The sequence below is a fragment of the Pseudoalteromonas sp. NEC-BIFX-2020_015 genome (assembly GCF_012952265.1).
In the GTDB taxonomy this organism is placed as follows: Bacteria; Pseudomonadota; Gammaproteobacteria; order Enterobacterales; family Alteromonadaceae; genus Pseudoalteromonas; species Pseudoalteromonas neustonica.
Genome location: NZ_JABCJL010000002.1, coordinates 25,702 through 44,254, shown reverse-complemented (window position 1 = coordinate 44,254; position 18,553 = coordinate 25,702). Strand labels below are relative to the sequence as shown.

General features: G+C 41.2%; 13 protein-coding genes. 12 read left to right on the top strand and 1 reads right to left on the bottom strand.

Annotated elements, in window-relative coordinates:
• Positions 1 to 10: 10 nt before the first annotated feature.
• From metH to hrpB, 5 genes are all read left to right on the top strand, one after another.
• Positions 11 to 2,641 carry a methionine synthase gene (metH, locus tag HH219_RS01720; protein ID WP_169326463.1) on the top strand — a complete coding sequence of 877 codons (2,631 nt, stop codon included), beginning with the start codon at positions 11 to 13 and terminating at the stop codon, positions 2,639 to 2,641.
• A gap of 292 nt (positions 2,642 to 2,933) precedes the next feature.
• Positions 2,934 to 3,290 carry a hypothetical protein gene (locus tag HH219_RS01715; RefSeq protein ID WP_064435260.1) on the top strand — a complete coding sequence of 119 codons (357 nt, stop codon included), beginning with the start codon at positions 2,934 to 2,936 and terminating at the stop codon, positions 3,288 to 3,290.
• Between the two features lie 491 nt (positions 3,291 to 3,781).
• Positions 3,782 to 4,663, top strand: coding sequence for a hypothetical protein (locus tag HH219_RS01710; RefSeq protein WP_054453695.1), 882 nt, complete (start codon positions 3,782 to 3,784; stop codon positions 4,661 to 4,663).
• Positions 4,660 to 6,519: a GGDEF domain-containing protein gene (locus tag HH219_RS01705; RefSeq protein WP_169326462.1), complete on the top strand. Its 1,860-nt coding sequence runs from the start codon at positions 4,660 to 4,662 to the stop codon at positions 6,517 to 6,519. The genes HH219_RS01710 and HH219_RS01705 overlap by 4 nt, the downstream gene beginning before the upstream one ends.
• Positions 6,520 to 6,591: 72 nt before the next feature.
• Positions 6,592 to 9,015, top strand: coding sequence for an ATP-dependent helicase HrpB (gene hrpB, locus HH219_RS01700; RefSeq protein ID WP_169326461.1), 2,424 nt, complete (start codon positions 6,592 to 6,594; stop codon positions 9,013 to 9,015).
• 103 nt (positions 9,016 to 9,118) lie between these two features.
• Here hrpB and HH219_RS01695 read toward each other — a convergent pair whose 3' ends face one another.
• On the bottom strand, positions 9,119 to 9,676 hold the full coding sequence (locus tag HH219_RS01695; RefSeq protein WP_054453699.1) for a TetR/AcrR family transcriptional regulator: 558 nt from the start codon (positions 9,674 to 9,676) through the stop codon (positions 9,119 to 9,121).
• Positions 9,677 to 9,913: 237 nt separating this feature from the next.
• On the opposite strand from HH219_RS01695, the gene HH219_RS01690 reads away from it, so the two are divergent.
• From HH219_RS01690 to fabG, 7 genes are read left to right on the top strand one after another with little or no spacing between them, the layout of a single operon-like run.
• Complete coding sequence (locus tag HH219_RS01690; protein WP_169326460.1) at positions 9,914 to 10,387, top strand: phosphopantetheine-binding protein; 474 nt, start codon at positions 9,914 to 9,916, stop codon at positions 10,385 to 10,387.
• A gap of 18 nt (positions 10,388 to 10,405) precedes the next feature.
• Positions 10,406 to 11,644, top strand: coding sequence for a beta-ketoacyl-[acyl-carrier-protein] synthase family protein (locus HH219_RS01685; protein ID WP_169326459.1), 1,239 nt, complete (start codon positions 10,406 to 10,408; stop codon positions 11,642 to 11,644).
• The gene (locus HH219_RS01680) at positions 11,638 to 12,708 is read left to right on the top strand and encodes a beta-ketoacyl synthase N-terminal-like domain-containing protein (RefSeq protein WP_169326458.1); all 1,071 of its coding nucleotides are present in this window, start codon (positions 11,638 to 11,640) and stop codon (positions 12,706 to 12,708) included. Before HH219_RS01685 ends, HH219_RS01680 begins: the two co-directional genes overlap by 7 nt.
• Positions 12,701 to 13,975 carry a beta-ketoacyl-[acyl-carrier-protein] synthase family protein gene (locus HH219_RS01675; RefSeq protein WP_169326457.1) on the top strand — a complete coding sequence of 425 codons (1,275 nt, stop codon included), beginning with the start codon at positions 12,701 to 12,703 and terminating at the stop codon, positions 13,973 to 13,975. Before HH219_RS01680 ends, HH219_RS01675 begins: the two co-directional genes overlap by 8 nt.
• Positions 13,968 to 14,954, top strand: coding sequence for a hypothetical protein (locus HH219_RS01670; protein ID WP_169326456.1), 987 nt, complete (start codon positions 13,968 to 13,970; stop codon positions 14,952 to 14,954). The genes HH219_RS01675 and HH219_RS01670 overlap by 8 nt, the downstream gene beginning before the upstream one ends.
• Positions 14,941 to 17,793 (top strand): aminotransferase class III-fold pyridoxal phosphate-dependent enzyme, encoded by a 2,853-nt coding sequence (locus HH219_RS01665; protein ID WP_169326455.1) that lies wholly within the window; start codon positions 14,941 to 14,943, stop codon positions 17,791 to 17,793. Before HH219_RS01670 ends, HH219_RS01665 begins: the two co-directional genes overlap by 14 nt.
• On the top strand, positions 17,793 to 18,551 hold the full coding sequence (gene fabG, locus HH219_RS01660; protein WP_169326454.1) for a 3-oxoacyl-ACP reductase FabG: 759 nt from the start codon (positions 17,793 to 17,795) through the stop codon (positions 18,549 to 18,551). Before HH219_RS01665 ends, fabG begins: the two co-directional genes overlap by 1 nt.
• Positions 18,552 to 18,553: the final 2 nt, after the last annotated feature.

Below are 18,553 nucleotides of genomic sequence, written 5' to 3'. Positions count from 1 at the left end.
GATATCTGACATGAGTCAAAAAATAGCTGTATTTACAAACGTCGGCGAACGTACCAATGTTACAGGTTCTGCCATGTTTAAGCGTTTGATCATGGAAGAAGATTTTGAAGCTGCACTCACCGTTGCCCGTGAACAAGTAGAAAATGGCGCTCAGGTAATTGATATCAACATGGACGAAGCCATGTTGGACTCAAAAGCGGCAATGGTTAAGTTTTTAAACTTAATCGCCTCAGAGCCTGACATATCACGCGTACCAATCATGGTCGACTCCTCAAAATGGGAAGTCATCGAAGCAGGCTTAAAATGTATTCAAGGCAAGGCGATAGTAAACTCTATCTCTTTAAAAGAGGGTGAAGAGCCGTTTATTCGCCAAGCAAAAATAATTAAGCGCTTTGGCGCGGCTGCCGTGGTAATGGCGTTTGATACGCAAGGTCAAGCAGAGACCGCCGATAGAAAATTCGAGATATGTGCGCGCAGTTATAAAATATTAGTAGACGATATTGGCTTTGCTCCCGAAGATATTATTTTCGACCCGAATATATTTGCCGTAGCCACAGGTATTGAAGAGCACGACAATTACGCTGTTGAGTTTATTGAAGGTACACGTCGTATCAAAGAGGGATTACCGCATTGTAAAGTGTCAGGCGGTGTATCAAATGTATCGTTCTCATTTCGTGGTAATAACCCAGTACGCGAAGCCATTCACTCAGTATTTTTATACCATGCAATTCAAGCAGGTATGGACATGGGCATCGTCAATGCAGGGCAGTTAGCCGTGTATGATGATATTCCAGCAGAACTTCGTAAAGCGGTTGAAGACGTAGTACTCAATACCGACCCAGGCGCAGGTGAACGTTTAGTTGAGTTGGCACCAAAATACTCTGGCATGGCGCAAGCAGAACGCGTTGAAGATTTAGAATGGCGCACATGGCCAGTTGAAAAACGCTTAGAACACGCCCTTGTTAAAGGCATTACAGAATATATAGATGTAGATACAGAAGAGTGCCGTGCGGCTGCCGACAAACCTATTCACGTAATTGAAGGGCCGTTAATGGACGGCATGAACGTGGTGGGCGATTTGTTCGGTGCTGGTAAAATGTTTTTACCGCAAGTAGTTAAATCAGCTCGTGTAATGAAACGCGCGGTAGCCTACCTAGATCCATACATTGAGCTTGAAAAAGAAGAGGGCTCTACCAATGGTAAAATAGTGATGGCAACGGTAAAAGGCGATGTACACGACATTGGTAAAAACATCGTTGGTGTTGTTCTACAATGTAATAACTACGAAGTTATCGACTTAGGCGTAATGGTACCTGCAGATAAAATACTGCAAACCGCCATTGATGAAAAGGCTGATATAATCGGTTTATCAGGCCTGATCACGCCATCACTTGACGAAATGGTACACGTAGCCAAAGAAATGAAACGTCGAGGTTTTGAACTGCCGTTACTCATAGGTGGCGCGACGACCTCAAAAGCGCATACAGCAGTTAAAATAGAGCCGCAGTATGATAAAGGCGTCGTCTACGTTAATAACGCCAGCCGCGCAGTTGGTGTTGTATCCAACTTATTATCAAAAGAAATAAAGCCCGGCTTTTTAGAAAAAATCAGCGCTGAATATGTCAAAGTACGCGAGCAACAAGCCCGTAAAAAGCCACGTTCAAAACCGGTAACTATTCAACGTGCCCGCGATAACGCCGCGCAACTCGACTGGGATAATTACACGCCACCGGTGCCTAAAAAACTCGGTGTTACTGAGTTTAAAAATGTATCAATCGCAACATTGCGCAAATACATTGACTGGACGCCGTACTTTATGACGTGGTCAATTGCTGGTAAATATCCACGCATAATGACCGATGAAGTCGTCGGTGAGCAAGCGCAAAGCTTATTTAAAGACGCCAACGACATGTTAGACGACCTTGAAAAATCAGGGACGTTGCAACCATTAGGTGTATTTGGTTTATTTCCAGCTAACCGAGTGGGTGATGACATTGAAATCTATACCGACGAGACACGCAAAGAAATACTCACTACGTCTTGCCACTTACGTCAGCAAACTGAAAAAACCGACTTTGCAAACTACTGCCTAGCTGATTACATTGCACCAAAAGGGACACCTGATTACTTTGGTGCGTTTGCAGTGACCGGCGGTTTAGAAGAAGATGCGTTAGCGGATGCGTTTGATGCTCAGCAAGATGATTATAATAAAATTATGATCAAAGCCGTGGCTGATCGCTTAGCCGAAGCCTTTGCTGAATACCTCCATGAGCAAGTACGTAAAGAATATTGGGGCTTTGCACCAGATGAAAATCTTGCCAATGACGAACTAATACGCGAAAACTACCAAGGTATTCGCCCAGCTCCAGGTTACCCAGCATGCCCTGAGCACACCGAGAAAAAGAAAATCTGGCAATTACTCGACACAGAAAAACGCATTGGCATGCAGCTAACTAGTTCCTACGCCATGTGGCCAGGTGCGGCAGTATCAGGTTGGTATTTCTCTCATCCTGAGGCTAAATACTACGCAGTAGCGGCGGTACAACGCGATCAGGTTGAAGATTACGCCAAGCGGACCAACATGACGCTGGAAGAAGCTGAAAGGTGGTTATCGCCTAACTTAGGGTATGAGCCGGACTAAGGTCGTTGTAAACTTTAAGCAGTGAATTATAAGTAAAAAAGCGAGTCAAATTAGGCTCGTTTTTTTATAAAGTAATTGCGAGAATACAAAGTTTTCTGGTTTTTTCCTCATATCATTATTACTGGCCTTTTTGGACTAAATAACAAAGGGGATTTTATTGCCAAGAAAAACAATTATTTACAATAGGTTTGTTTAGTGGAATTATTAAACGATGGAGTGGAGGTCATTTGGGGTGTCTAAAATATCAAAGTGGTATTTGAGAAGCTCTTAGGCCAAATTAATAAGGAATATTGTGGCTATAAAAACTAATCAATCAAGTGCAATTAAAGATGAATTTAACTTTTCGACTCTGGGTATCTGGATAAAACTTTATTTGGTTGCACTTTGTGCTTTTTCATTAATACTTTCTATTGTAATGGTGAGTATAGTTATTAAAAAGGGAGGCGTACACCCAACAGCACTAGTTGCTGCAGTAAGTGGTCTTTGTGGCTATGCTTATTGGCATTTATGGGCTGTATCTAGAAGAAAGGTTAAGCATATAACTACTTTAGCCGTGCTTAACTTAATAATAGGTGGAAATATTCTTGGCTGTTTAATGATGTTTTTTATTCGCCAATCCGTGGTTAAAGAAATCTCCAGCAATAAGTAATTAATGATAAATCCGCGAATTTATATTTGTCTAATAGCCCCATGAGCTAGCTCGTGAAAACTACTAGAGCTAGCTTACTCCATGTGGGCAGATACTGCAGTTTCGGGCTACACCCAGAAGAAAAATACAACGCAATAGTAGCGGTGCAACGTGATTCAGGTCGAAAGGAGAAACAAAATTGGAATATAGGGTCACCCGTCCGAGTCAAATTATTTAGGTATTTTTTAATTTTTTACGGTACATTTTTATTTTTACGCACTCCTTAAAGTAGTTAAAATTTATATGCGTCATGTTTAATTAGCTTGTTACGTATTCTTCACTAATCAAATTAAAAACTGACTATACGGTATTAAGTTGTAAATAAAGTAATAGCTCTAGTTGTTTTTCGCTACAAAATACAACACTTGTTAACATTTTATTGGTTGTTACTGTATAATTAAGCTGCATTGGATATTTACCTTTGCGGTTTTTTTATCTCTAGGGTTTTGTTTATGAAGTGCTTTCTATTTTTATTTCTGCTGTTCAGTAGCCAGTTAAAGGCGCAGCAACCACTTATAATCGATATTATCAGCAGTGAAAACTTTAGTGAGCGTTATACGGCTTTTTTAAATGGTCGCGATGTAATGGATGTTACAGATTTTAATCCGAGTACAGATGGTTCACATCTTGAGATTGTTGAAATGATATTGCTCCAGCAAGCGCTGTATTTGGGAGGGGAAACTAAAAAAGTGGTATTTCGCCCGCAAACTTGGGTAAATTCGACGGAGTTTGATTCTTTAATTGACGGCAGTAGTTTAATGCTCGCACGTACCATCTGGCACGAAGACTTACTGGATTATCGAGGCTCTCTTTATGTAAGTGATGCCGTTATAGAGTTTGGCCAATATGAAGCTGGTTTATATGTATCAGTAGATAATAAACGCGCGCAGGAATTAAAGCCTTCAGAGTTAAATCAATTGACGGTTGTAGTCAACCCACGTTGGCATGTCGATTGGCGAGCGTTGGTAAATACCCCGATAAGCGTAATTAGCTATATTGGTCCTTGGGAAGATATGTTAGCCATGGTTGAAACACAGGTTGTAGATGCAATGATGATCAACTTTAGCGTTAGCGATCATTTAGATCTTAATTTTGAAGGCAAGCTATTCACACCACTAAAAAAATTAAAAGTAATTTTACCTGATACACGGCATTTTGCTGTGAGTAAAGCTCACCCTCAAGGCAAGCAGGTTGCCCAGGCATTAAAGCGCGGTTTGAAAGTATTGACTAAGCGAGGAGTGATCAAAAAAGCCTTGCAGCAATCGGGCTTTATTAACCAACAAACAATTGATTGGCAAGTGATAAATCAACAAATGATAGTGCCTAGATTATGATAAGAAAAACGTGTTTATTTTGTTTATGCTTTATTTTTATTATTCATACAGGCGTATTGTTTGGATCGACAGATGCCGAAGATAAGGAACAATTAGATTTTTATTATGCCAAGCTCAAAGCGGATGTAAGCATTGATAACACGCTGCATGTTATGACCTATTTAGCGCGGCTACGTCAACTTTCTATTAGCCAAAATGCCAAAGAGATTGAAATAGAAAGCTACTTTTTAGAGGCGATGATTAAGCGTCGTTATGGTGCTTACGGAGACGGTGTAAAATTAAACCATTACGCTCTTAAATTGGCTAAATCGGCTGGCAATGAGGAGTATACAGCGTGGGCGTATTTGCATTTAGCACATTTAGAGCTTGAATTAGAACGTTTCACGTTAGCGCTCGATTATATTCAATATCCAATTGATTTTTATAAAAATAACAATGCAAACTATGCTGCTTTGATGTTTCTTTGGCAAAGTAAAATATATTTAAGAATGGGAAGTTATTACCAAGCATTACAAGCGAATAGTGAAGCCTTGAAGGTCGTAACAAGCTCTATGAATATTTATTCTGAATTAGCTATTAATCAGGCTGAAATTCTACTTAAACTGGGTAATATCGAGGCCGCAAAATTAGCATTGAGTTTGGTTGACTTAAAAAAATTAGGTGGCTCAAAAGCGCGTATCAAATTGCATTATTATTTAGCATTAGCCAATAGTCATTTACAGACTGGTGGCTTAAACCAAGCAATTGAAATTGCATTGGCTCAATTGGAAAACCCTATTAACCTTCGCTTTTTAGAAGAACAAGCACGGTTACAATATTTAATTGCTATCGCGTATCGCCAGCAGAGTGATTATAAATTAGCGTATAAATATTTAAAACGTTACGCATTAAGCAAAGATGCGCTTAGTTTACAACGTCGTAATAATAAAGTACTCCAACTTGAATCTCATTATAAATTTGATTTACAAAATCAGGAGCTTAAGTTACTTGGTAAAGATAATATTTTAAAGGAACAGCGTTTAGATCAGCAGCAACAAGCGTTTACTAATCATAGATTGCAACAACAGCGATGGGTGCTAGGTGCCGTACTATTGTTTAGTATAGTTGGCTTTGTTTATTGGCGATGGCAGAACCAACGCTATCTAGTGGTATTAAAACAACGGGTAGCCGAACGAACGCAAGAGTTGGCCAAAAGTAATGAGCGTTTAAAGGCAATGAGCTTTACTGATAGTTTGACGGACTTACATAATCGCCATTATTTTTTTAGTGTTATTAATGAGTTACTAGTAGGTTTTAATTCATTGCCTGATAATACTGAGCTTCAACGTTTAGTGTTCGCATTAATTGATATTGATAAATTTAAAAACATTAATGATAGCTTTGGGCACAGTGTTGGGGATCAAGTTTTGGAACAATTTTCTCACTTATTAAAGCAACAAGTACGAAGCGATGATTTACTCATACGATGGGGTGGTGAAGAGTTTTTACTTGTAATGAAAAACACCAGTTATGATGAAGCTGCGCATACTGTTGAGAAAATACGCGCCGAGATTGCTGATCACTTGTTTACGTTAAATAACGGTGAAAGTTTGCATGCAACATGCTCTATTGGTTTTGCTAGTTATCCATTACTAGGCACTAAGCCTCAATTATTTAGTTGGGAGCAAATAATTGAACTTGCAGATGGCGGTTTATATTTAGCTAAAGAGAACCAGCGTAATGCATGGGTTGGCATTAAAGCAAGTGACTCAACTTCGCATCAGCAAAGCGAAGATGTCGTTAAAAATTACCGCGTGTATTTAGAACAGCGCACGCTACATGTTACTACTAACATTGAAAGAACATTAAAATATTAGTCTAAATGGAATTAACCTAAGGCGTTTATGGGTATACTGCTGGGAATTAAAAAGTTATAAAACGGTCTCTTTGTGCTACCTGTTGAAGAAGTTTACCCACAATTAGTTACTACGTTACACGATAACCCTATCGCATTATTACAAGCACCACCGGGTGCAGGTAAGTCAACGTGGCTGCCATTACAATTAATGCGCGACGGGCACTTTAAGCGCATTGTAATGCTAGAGCCACGACGCTTAGCAGCGCGAAATATTGCTAATTACTTAGCGCAATGCCAAAACGAAAATGTGGGTCAAAGTATTGGCTTACGTATTAGGCAAGAAACCAAAGTCAGTGCTAATACATGCCTTGAAATAGTCACTGAGGGTATGCTTACCCGCATGCTACAAAACGACCCTGAGCTCAGTGATGTTGATTTATTGATCTTTGATGAGTTCCATGAGCGCTCGATAGCCGCAGATACGGCATTAGCATTTGCACTCGAATCGCAAGCTGCGCTTCGTGATGATTTAACTATTTTACTGATGTCGGCAACCCTTGATAGTGAACGCTATCAGCATTTTTTTGATTGCCCAATTATTCGCTCTAGCGGACGCAGTTTCCCCATTGACGAAGAATATATACCGGTTAAAGATGAAAGCCGCTGGCTTGATGCTATTCCTTCTGTTATCAAACACGCATTAGATGAACAAGCGGGGAGTGCATTAGTGTTTTTACCCGGTCAGCGAGAAATAAACTGCGTACAGCAAGCGCTCGCTGATTTGCCCGCTGATTGCCATGTATTTACTTTATTTGGTGAGCAAGATAAAAGCGCGCAACAAGCTGCGATTGCTCCTGCACAAAAAGGCACGCGTAAAATCGTCCTGACAACCAATGTCGCTGAAACCAGCTTAACCATTGAAGGTATTCGAATAGTGGTTGATAGCGGCAAACGTCGCGTTGCCAGTTTTAATCTAAAAACGGGTGTGACAGAGCTCACCACACAAAGTATTTCACGTTCATCGGCAGTGCAACGGGCAGGGCGGGCTGGGCGAATTGAGCCCGGAATTGTCTACCGGTTAGGATCAAAACAAACTTTTGAGCGGCGTAATAGCCACGACGCACCTGAAATTTTAAGTGCTGATATCAGCCAGTTACTATTAGAGGCTAAATGTTGGGGGGCTGAACTAAGTGATTTAAGCTTGTTAGATAGACCGACAGAGCAGCAAGTTCAGCAAGCGACTAAGTTATTGCAAATGTTAGAAGCGCTCGATAGCAATAACAAGTTGACCTCACTTGGCACCCAAATGCTGGGTTTTGGTGCGGATATTCGCTTAGCGCACATGCTAATTAAAGCAAAGCTGCTAGAGTCGAAAATGCCGGGTATTTATACCTTAGCGGCGTATTTAGTTGCCCTGCTAGAAAGCCGTGTTAATCACGTTGCAGATTTAAGTTTAGCGCTGCACAGTCAACATGCGCGGCCACACCCAATATTTAAACAGCAACTTAAGTTTTGGTTAAAACGTTTAAAGCTAAATGAAACACGCGAACTAAAAACCAATTATTTAGCTTTGCTGGTGGCATTAGCCTTCCCAGATCGCCTGGCTAAAAAGCGCGGCAATGGTTATTTACTTGCCAATGGCGCAGGTGCTGAGTTAAATACAGAGTACTGGCATAACGATGATTACCTTGCCATTGCTAATATGGGGGGCTATAAAGGCGGCCGCATTTTTTCCGGCATTGTGTTTACTCCCACAGAGATAGAGAATGATCTAGGGCACTTATTTAGTGAACAAACCCGCTGTGAATTTGATGAAAAAGCAGGACGTTTTATTCATCAAGATGAAGTGAAGCTAGGAGCAATAACAGTGTCGAGTCAGCCAAGTAAACACCGACTTGATAAAAGTGAGCGTGCAAAAGCGTGGTTAGCGTTATTTCACAAACAGGGTTTTGAATTATTTAATGAGCAAAATGACAGTGATCAGTTACTCACACGTATGTGTTTAGCCAGTCGTTTAATACCTGAGCAGTTTCCTGTAATAACTAAGCAAGACTTAATCGATAACGCACAAGCGTGGTTAAGTGTTTATCTTGAAGATATAAAAACGTTAGAACAACTCAAAAAATTTAATTACTTTAGTGCGTTGCAAAGTTGCTTTAATTGGCAGCAGCAAAGTGCATTAAATGATTTATTACCATTGAGAGTCACAGTGCCTAGTGGCTCAAATGTGCGGATTGAATATCAGCTTGATGGCCCCGCTAAACTCAGTGTACGTATGCAAGAGGTGTACGGTATGCTTAGCACACCGTTATTAGCACAAGGTAAGTTACCATTATTGATGGAGCTACTATCACCAGCAAGACGACCATTACAACTGACACAAGATCTCGCCAACTTTTGGCAAGGTAGCTATCGCGACGTGCAAAAAGAAATGAAAGGCCGTTATCCAAAACATTTTTGGCCTGATGATCCAGCAACCAGTATTGCGACCAGTAAAGTAAAAAGTAAGATGTGAAGTCGTTGGTAGTTTACTTAAGGTTGAACTAAAGATTGGTCGAAAAGTCACCTCAGTTTAAGCTGAGGTGCTTTATCTCAGTGCTTGATAGCTAATCACTATTTTAACCTTCAAACAGCTGATTTATAATTAGCTCTCTAACTTTTGCTTTCTCTAGTGGTAGTGAAATAGAGGTAATTGAAAAGCCCTCAATAAAAGGGATAAGCAATGATACTAACTCTTTGCTTCTTTGCTCGTGAAAACCGAGAGAGATTAGGAGTGTAACGAGTTCATTACTGCATTGCTGATAGTAATTATCAAGACTAGCTTGTATTTTTTCTGAGCGACATGCAATAGCCCAAATTTCTCGAAACACTTCGCACCAACCTTGAACATCGTCAAAAGAAAGCAAGTTAATCATATAGCTCTTTATAGCGTCAGGGTTATTTTCCACATTACTATCTTGGACTGAGCTGCGAATATGGCTGAGGCAAATTTCGAGATATGAGTCAATAACACTACTAATTAAGCCGTCTCTATCACCAAAGTGGTACTGTACATTACTTAAAGTAACGCCACTTTGTTCAGCTACTTTCCTCAACGTTACACCGTGATTGCCACTTTGAGCGAGTATTTTTGTTGCGGTCTTTATAATTATTTCTTTATTTGATTTAATTTTCATCACTGCCCTTCTCTTAGTTGATTTCCATATCTTTTATTGTTTGCCCAGTTGCCATTCGACAAATCATAGCATAGCGCATCAAGTAGGTTTATCACCAAGCAATGTATTATTTAGATCGAGTAAGTAGAAAATCACCAGTGTTAAATTTTTGTTTCATATTTATCATTTCATTGACACAGTAGGTCGTTTGACCTACTGTGTACTTGCTTTTTTTGTATCTCTATAAGGAAAATTACAGTGAAAATTACGTATGATGTTGTTATTGATGTTATTGCAGAGGTTTTAGAGCTCGATAAAGAGGAGGTAACTGTATCTAGCTCCGTAGTAGATGATTTAGGCGCTGATTCTTTAGATTTAGTTGATATTTCATTTTCATTAGGTAAGAAACTTAAAATTAAAATGCCTACAAAAACGACCTTAATCATCGCCAATGAGCTTTGCTCAGATGAAAAGATATTTACCGAACACGGTAAGTTGACGGCTTCAGGCGTGGATTTATTGATCAACAGTCCTAGTCATTATTCTCGCGATGAGATTGGCGTAAATTTGGCTATAACCAACTTACTAAGCTTAACAACAGTAAAGCACTGGTTCTCGCTTGCAAGCGAAGTTTACGATCACCCTGATCAAAACGGTGATCAATTACTACAAGAGTATATTGAGCAGTTTTGCGCCTCCAATAATATTGAACTGATTAACGTTCCAGCATAAGTTTGTTAAGGAAAAACAATGCATAAGGTTGTTATTACAGGGATTGGCATGACTGTTTCTGAACATCGAAATCCACATACCCTTTTTGCCACTTTAAAATCAGGCCAGTCACTGATCAAGGAAGATCAAGCTCTAGCTGCTATGGGTATTCATGGCGTAGCCAGTAGCCGTATCAGTGAGCAGGAAGTGACTTATTTGCAGCAACAATACGCATTTTTACAGCAGAGTAAAATTGCGCCTTCGGGCTTTATTGGTTTTGATGCATTGAGCCAATCTATAGTAGATGCAGGCCTAGATAAAGGTCAAATCAGGCAGGCTGGTTTGTATTTTGGTACTAATAAAACACTACCGACAACAGCACTGTTACATCAATTAGCTGGGCCGAATAGAGCCACTAGTCAATTAAATGAAAGTACAGCTTACTACAATCCGCAAACTGTGTTCGCAGATATGGTTAAACATTTTGGTATTGCTGGTCCACATGCTTCCTGTGCTGATGCCTGTGCAGCTGGCGCATCCAGTGTCATCTCAGGCTATCGAGAAATTGCCAGTGGTGCGTTAGATATAGCCATGTGCGGTGCTGCTGACTTTGGTACGCAACCGGTAATGCAGTTGCTATTTAAAAAAATAGGCGCACTTAATCAAGGCCATAGTTTTACTGACTCGAGTGCAGTATCACGACCATTTGATCGTGATCGCGCTGGGGTTGTTCTGGCTGATGGCGCTGCGTTTGTTGTAATTGAAAGCGAAACGTCGGCATTGAGAAGAGGCGCAAAAATTTATGCTTACATCAGCGGGGCTTATCGTTGCACTGAGTCCTACAAAATGACCTCAACAGAACCCAGTGGTAAATACTATGCGGAGTGTATGGAAACAGCACTTGCCAAAAGCGGTGTTGCAGCTGGTGATATTGATCATATTAGTGCGCACGGAACTTCCACAAAAAGTAACGATAGTGCTGAAAGCTTGGCCATAGCAAAGGTGTTTGGCAGTACAACAGCAGTCACTTCCACAAAGTCTGCATTGGGGCACTCTTTGGCGGGCAGTGGGGCTATTGAGGTTGTGTTATCTGCTTTAAGTCTAAAGAACCAAGTAATGTTACCTACTTTAAACTTTTCAGCCCTTAGTAATGATGATGGTGAGATCAATGTTGTAACTAAGGCAACGGCAAAAAAAATGAATTATATACTCAGTAATTCATTTGGCTTTGGTGGAGTAAATACCAGTATTGTATTAGCGAGGGAAAGCAGATGTTAAAACCTGTTTATTTGTTTCAGGGCGAGACGCTGTTACCCCAGCAAGCTTCTTTAGAATCACTTCTCTACCATAAAGAAACATTAAAAAGCGCACCCTGCAAAAGTGCTGAATTACTAAATCAATCTGTTTTCACTTCAGCATTAGCTGATGAGCCTCTTAAGGATATCGGTGCTGAACGAATGGTGCGTAAAACCAGTGAGCGGCAAGCTCGATGGCTAATTGCCGCTGGAGTTAGAAGTTGGCGTCGATATATGAGTGAGCCACAGAACAGCAAGGCTGGGTTATTTATTGGTTTAGGCACAGTTGATTGTGATGAGGAGGATAACCCAGAGCTGGTCGAAGAGCCAACCGCTGAATGTTTATCGGCAGCTATGCTTGAAGAACGGCGACCTTTAATTTGTTTAGCGTTACTCAATTCAAGTGCGACGAGCCACATTGCACAATTGGCAGGGATCACAGGTGAAAATATGAGTTTTTCACCGCTGCAAAGTGCCGGTTTTAATGCTCTTTGTGAAGGCTATTTTGCAATTGCTGAAGGGCGGATAAAACATGCTTTATGCGGTGGTGGTAGTCAAAAAGTTACACCTTGGTCATTGCTCGCATACGAATCAATTTGGGCTAAGCAGGATAACTTTTGGTTAACTGAGGCTGCAGCGTTTATTGTTGCTAGTGATGAGGCGCGTTTGAATGAGCGAGTCGCTAGTGGTGTTTTACGTCATATCCAGCGTGCCAGCTTACAAAATAATAATGAATCACTCCCTCAGCAAATTAATCACCTCATGGAATCTTCATGTATAGGTACGCGTTCAATTGTCAAAATTATACTCGTTGGTGCATCGCCTGAGCAGTGCGAAATCACTTTGGGTGTGTTAGGTGACGATCTTTCAGCTCAGGCCGTCATTTTGGATCGCTATGTCGGTGCAACTATGGCTGCAGCAGCCGCTATCGCTTGTAATAGTGCATTATGTTATTTGCAAGCGCATAAGGAAGGAGTGGTCATTGTGATTACATTTGGCGATTACGCGGAGTTTGGTACTTTTATTATAGAGGCAAATAATGACTAATCGAGTAGTGGTCACAGGTTTGGGAGTGCTCAGTCCATTTGGTGTAGGAGTAGATACTTTTTGGTCCGCAGTTAAAGCGGGGGAAAATGCTGTTGATGTTTGGCACCCATCTGGGGTTGAAAACTTTCCAGTAAAGCACGCAGCTACCATTAAGTCAGATACGCAATCACTTGCTGATAACGAGCTGGCTGAATTTAATTTACCGAAACACATTGAAAGGCGTGCAATTTATGCACTGATTGCAGCAAAAGAAGCAATTGCTGATGCGCAGCTTTCAGAACAGTTAGCACAGGCTGCAATAGCTGTATGTAGTGGGGTGCCAGAGCTTGATGATACCTCCCTAGTAGCACTTGCAAAGCAACCTAAAGAAAATATTATGAATCATGCACTTGAGGAGAGGGAACGAGCAATAGAGCGCTTTTCAGGCATCCGTTGTAGTAATGATGTGCTGGCCACGACACTAGCTCAGCAGCTTAATACTTCGGGTTTTATATGTAATGTTAGTGGGGCGTGTGCAGGGGCTACTCAGGCCATTGGTCTTGCATATCGAGCAATTAAACGCGGTGAAGCTGCTGTGGTTTTGTGCGGAGGGGCGGATTCAGTACTAAGTATCCGCACTATGTCAGCGCTACACCTGTTAGGGGCTACAGCTGAAACACAGCGTTTTTCAAATCAACTTTGCCGACCTTTTGACCAAGACCGATCAGGGTTGGTTGCCGGTGAAGGGGGAGCAATGCTTGTGCTCGAAAGTGAGCAACACGCGCGCGAACGCGGCGCTAGAATTTATGCCGAAGTAACTGGTTTTGGCAGTTCTTTGGATGCTTACAAAGTGACGGCACCTCATCCGCAAGGCGAAGGTGCAATCAGCGCTATGAATGGCGCATTGCAAAGTGCAGGTTGTAATGTAAGTGATGTTCAATACATTAACGCTCATGGTACGTCGACGCCATTAAATGATGTGATCGAGACAAAGGCAATTAAAGCTGTTTTTGGTAGCCATGCAAATTCTATTGGTGTGTCGTCTACTAAATCGATGATTGGACATTGGATTGCAGCTGCGGGTGCACCGGAAGCAATAGCAACCATATTGGCAATTCGTGATCAATTTATGCCAGCAACAATTAATTTAAAACAACCTCAAGCAGAGCTTGATTTGGATTATGTAATGGGTCATGGAAGAAGCGCAAGGATTGACTGTGCTTTATCAAATTCGTTTGGTTTTGGTGGAATTAATGCCTCATTGGCTATTGCGAGGTATTATGGATAATAACTCTCATTCAATAGCTTTGGTTGGTTACGCTAGCAGTTATGCTGAAAATGAGTTCGCGTTATTGTTAGATAATCAACCGGAACACATCAAAGTGCCGCGAAAGTTAAAGCGTTACATGGCGCCATTTACAATCAATTCACTGACGGCCACAACTACTGCACTTGCTGACTTAACACTTACTGAGCGAGCTAAAGATGTGGGTATTTATACATCTCAAACAGGGTATAGCAACCCATTTTACGCCGAGTTTTCAGCAGCATTGCCATCGAATACTGAGTCAGCAGAGGAAACCTTTAAGGCACTTTGGTTAAGTGAGCGGGTGAATCCGTTTTTAATTACTAATGCACTTAATAATAATTTACTCGGAGTGTCAGGATTAAATTGGCAACTAAATGGAGATGCCTGTGCATTTATACGCGACCAGTTTGGTGCATTTGGTGCATTACAAGAAGCGATGACCGCGATTGCTGTAGGTGAGTGCCAGCTCGCGATTGTTGCAGTTGGAGGGAGCAGTAAAGACCCGCTTTCACAATGGTTTGATGGAACTGAAAGCGATATTACGACTGCTAATTTACAAGGCGCAACGAGCTTGGTGTTAGCGAGTGATGACTGGCTTTTAGATCACGGAAAACAAGCTTTGGCACGGTTGACTCTTGTTGCTAGTGGTTATGATCTAAACACCGAGCAATTAACATCTTTGATGACTCATTATGTAAAGCCAAGCCAGTTTTTAAGTTTTTATATTGACTCAGGTAAAGATAAAAATCGATCTCTAATGCAAGGTTTAATGAGTTTAGATATGCCTATTCAACCCCTCAATAGTTTTACGGGTTCGGACATCTGCCCGAGCATTATTACTTCTATCGCCTGCAACTTATTCGCACTTCGCAAACAAAAACACGGTCAAGGTATCAGTGTAAATTGCGATCAGGCTGGTTTTTACTCATTTGTTAGGATTGAAAATGAATCGTTATAGTCAATATTGTAAGCCTTCGCTGAATCACGGCATTTATGCAATGGGTTTGGATAGGGTTTTTCACCGTGCTGAAAAAGGCACTATGTTTTACTTTGATGAACAAGGCAATGAATGCGAAGTCATAGATTTTCTCGGAGGTTATGGCGCTGCATTAATTGGGCATAATAACCCGAAAATGATCCAAGCTGCGACAGCAAACTTTCAACAACAAATTGCCTTTCATAATCAGTTTTCAGTGCGAGATGCTGCTAGTGAGTTAGCAGAGCGATTAAATGTAATATTAAAAACAGAAAACCAGCTGCATGATGATTTTTATTTTTCATTTACCAGCACAGGAGCGGAATCTATAGAGGTTGCAATTAAGCATGCTGAAATGGCACGACGCAATGAAACTCAATATTTTGTGGAAGAAATGCAATTTTCCATTTCGCAGCTACACCGCGCAACTAAGGTTGTTGAGCCGGTACTTAGCGATGAACAGCAACAATTACTCGGGTTGAGCACAGCTGTTAATATCGATGAATTTATTGCCGCGGTTCGTAGCTATAATGAGCAGCAATTATGTTTACAACCTTACTTTGTTGTGCTTAAAAATGCCTTTCACGGCAAATTAATGACCTCTATTCAGCTTACTCATGGTGAAATGTACCGCGCGCCTTTTGCTCACCTAGGTGTGCAATCTGAGTTTATCGCTGTGAATGAGCTGAATACCGTTTTATCAGCACTTAATAAAAAGCACTTTGCAACTTTACTAATGCCTAAATTAAAGGGCAACACTGTCAAACTAATTACGCAACCACTGCGCCTAGCAACAGCCATCCTTGTTGAACCTGTACAAGGCGAAGGGGGGATTCATTGCTTGACAGTTGAACATAGCCAACATTTAAAAAAACTTAGCCAAGCTCTTGATTGTCCAATTATTAGTGATGAAATTCAATCAGGTTCAGGTCGTTGTGGAGCACTTACAGCGGGCAGTGAAATTGGTTTAAAAGCAGATTATTTTGTCTTATCAAAAGCCCTTGCAGGTGGTATCGCTAAACTTGGTTTGGTTGCTATAAGAAAAAGTAAGTATCAAGCGGGCTTTGATATCATTCAAAGCTCAACTTTTGGTGAAGATGATCACAGTGCCAGAATTGCGTTAGCATTTTTAGATGAATTGTATGATCCACAACAAAATTTATTAGCGCGCATAAAAGATCAAGGCGAGCATATCAAAGTGCGATTGATTGAGTTACAAGCGAGCTACCCAGAGCTTATTAAAGAAGTACGTGGTAAAGGCTTACTAATTGGTATTGAGTTTAATGCGGATATGGCACTTGATTCAATTTGGTTAAAATCAATTCTTTACCAAGGCTTTTTAGGCTACATGATCACGGGGTATTTATTTAATAATTACCATATTCGTGTGGCTCCTTCATCAAGTGCTCCTAATGTTGTGCGTTTAGAGCCAACCATTCATGTAACTGAGCTTGAAATTGATCAATTGATTACAGGATTAGAAGATGTTTGTAAGGTATTGCAATATCAAGATAGCTATCACTTTTTAAAACACCTAACGAAGGAGGCTAAAACACGTTCTACACGTGCTGAGTTGGCTGATTTTAGAGCGTTTTATTCAGGCCTTCAACAGAGCGATAATGAAGCTGACGTTAAAGTTGCCTTTGTTAATCACTTGATTTCTGCTGACTGGATTTGGCAGGTAGATCCAGCAATGGAAGGAGTGCCCGAGGTTGAAGCTAAACTACTTATTGAGCGCTTGGGATTTGATTGGCGAGTCGCTCCTTTGCCACCGATGCGCATTACCTCGACAGCAGGTAAAACGGTTGACTTTATTTTATATCCTTTATCTGTTACTTCTGAGCAGATCAGTGTGATGCTGCAAAACAATGAATTAGACGCCATTAGACGTGCTGTTTCAGAGCGGGCGCAAACCGCGCAGAGAGATGGTTGCTCTGTTGCTGGTTTTGGTATGTTTACCTCCGTGGTTAGTAATAATTGCAAATCGATTAGAGCTACCGATATCGCATTAACGTCAGGCAATGCGTTAACTGTTGGTATGACTAAGCTGGCGGTACTTGAGCAAATTAAAGCGCGTAATGTGCACGTTGACAAGGTTGCAGTCATAGGGTCAGCAGGGAATATTGGTTCAGTATATGCCACTGTAATGGCTGAACATTGTCAGCAATTAGTGCTAGTGGGCAGTGCTCGTATGGGCTCGAAAAAACGCTTACTCAAAGCTGCGTATAAAATTTACAGTGATATTTGGGATAGTGTGAAGACACAAAGCTCACTCACTGGGCTGATCAAAAAAGTAGCGGAACATCCACAGTGTCAGCACTGGCTAGCAGATGAAGCTCGATGCCCAAGTGATATAGCATCGGCACTGTTTGAGCTATTTAGTCAAGATATGAACGGTCTTGTCGTTATTGCAGATGAGTTAAGCGAAGCTTATGACTGCTCAGTAATAGTGTGTGCAACCAATGCCTCTGAAGCTATTTTAGATGTTAGTAAACTGATGAGTAATGCGCTGATCTGTGATGTATCTATTCCTCATAACCTCAGCAATGAGGATCTTGCTCTTCGACCTGATGTGAGCTGTATTCGGGGCGGCATAGTTGGCACTCCAAACGGCGAGTCACTCGATGCTAGAGCTAGAGCATATTTAGACTCAGGACAAATATACGCATGTATGGCCGAGTCAGTGATCCTTGGTTTAGAAGGCGTCCAACAGCATTACTCTTATGGCGATCTAAGTAAGCCTCAAGTTGATGAAATTTTAGTTATGGCACAAAGGCAGGGATTTTTCTTAGCGGGTAGTAAAGATAAGGGGTCGATGTAATGAGTACTCGAAGTAATCTTGATGCCAGACCTATCGCGTGTATCACTGGTGCAACGCGTGGCATTGGCCGTGAAACAGTGTTGCATTTAGCAGCGCAAGGATATGACATTGCCTTTGGTTATCGCGATGAAGTACAAGCAAACAACTTGCGTGAAGAGCTTATAACTCTAGGAGCCCAAGTATTCTGCCAGCCACTTGACTTGCTAGACAGCGACAGTATCAGCGGTTTTTTTGAGGCGATGAGTAATCAGAACTTAAGTTTAGATTTACTCGTAAACAATGCCGGCATAACCAAAGACAATCTACTTGCGATGATGACTCATGAAGAGTTAGCGCAGGTAATCACGGTTAATTTAACCGCGCCAATCTTATGTGCTCAGGCTGCGTTAAAAATAATGTTACCGCAAAAGCGTGGCTGCATTATCAATATGTCTTCTGTTTCGGCAACCAAACCAAATCCAGGTCAAACTAATTACGCTGCTTCTAAAGCGGGGGTTGAAGGTTTTACTCGTGCTTTGGCGGTTGAAGTAGCACGCAAAAATATAAGAGTAAATTGTATTGCACCAGGAATTATTGAAACCGAGATGGTAGCTGATTTACTACGTGGAAATGAGCTCGCTGCAAAGTCAAAATTACTGTGTAAACGAATTGGCAGTCCTCGTGATATCAGCGCTTTGGTCGTTTATTTAGCTAGTAGAGAGGCCGAGTTTATTACAGGCGAAATATTTGCTGTTAATGGTGGCATGTTGTTGAGGTAAAA

What these genes read in the sequence shown, in the direction of transcription:
- HH219_RS01675 (WP_169326457.1), top strand. Translation starts at nt 12,701, where the DNA reads ATGACTAATCGAGTAGTGGTCACAGGTTTGGGAGTGCTCAGTCCATTT.
- HH219_RS01710 (WP_054453695.1), top strand. Translation starts at nt 3,782, where the DNA reads ATGAAGTGCTTTCTATTTTTATTTCTGCTGTTCAGTAGCCAGTTAAAG.
- HH219_RS01665 (WP_169326455.1), top strand. Translation starts at nt 14,941, where the DNA reads ATGAATCGTTATAGTCAATATTGTAAGCCTTCGCTGAATCACGGCATT.
- HH219_RS01670 (WP_169326456.1), top strand. Translation starts at nt 13,968, where the DNA reads ATGGATAATAACTCTCATTCAATAGCTTTGGTTGGTTACGCTAGCAGT.
- HH219_RS01685 (WP_169326459.1), top strand. Translation starts at nt 10,406, where the DNA reads ATGCATAAGGTTGTTATTACAGGGATTGGCATGACTGTTTCTGAACAT.
- fabG (WP_169326454.1), top strand. Translation starts at nt 17,793, where the DNA reads ATGAGTACTCGAAGTAATCTTGATGCCAGACCTATCGCGTGTATCACT.
- metH (WP_169326463.1), top strand. Translation starts at nt 11, where the DNA reads ATGAGTCAAAAAATAGCTGTATTTACAAACGTCGGCGAACGTACCAAT.
- HH219_RS01680 (WP_169326458.1), top strand. Translation starts at nt 11,638, where the DNA reads ATGTTAAAACCTGTTTATTTGTTTCAGGGCGAGACGCTGTTACCCCAG.
- HH219_RS01695 (WP_054453699.1), bottom strand. Translation starts at nt 9,676, where the DNA reads ATGAAAATTAAATCAAATAAAGAAATAATTATAAAGACCGCAACAAAA.
- HH219_RS01705 (WP_169326462.1), top strand. Translation starts at nt 4,660, where the DNA reads ATGATAAGAAAAACGTGTTTATTTTGTTTATGCTTTATTTTTATTATT.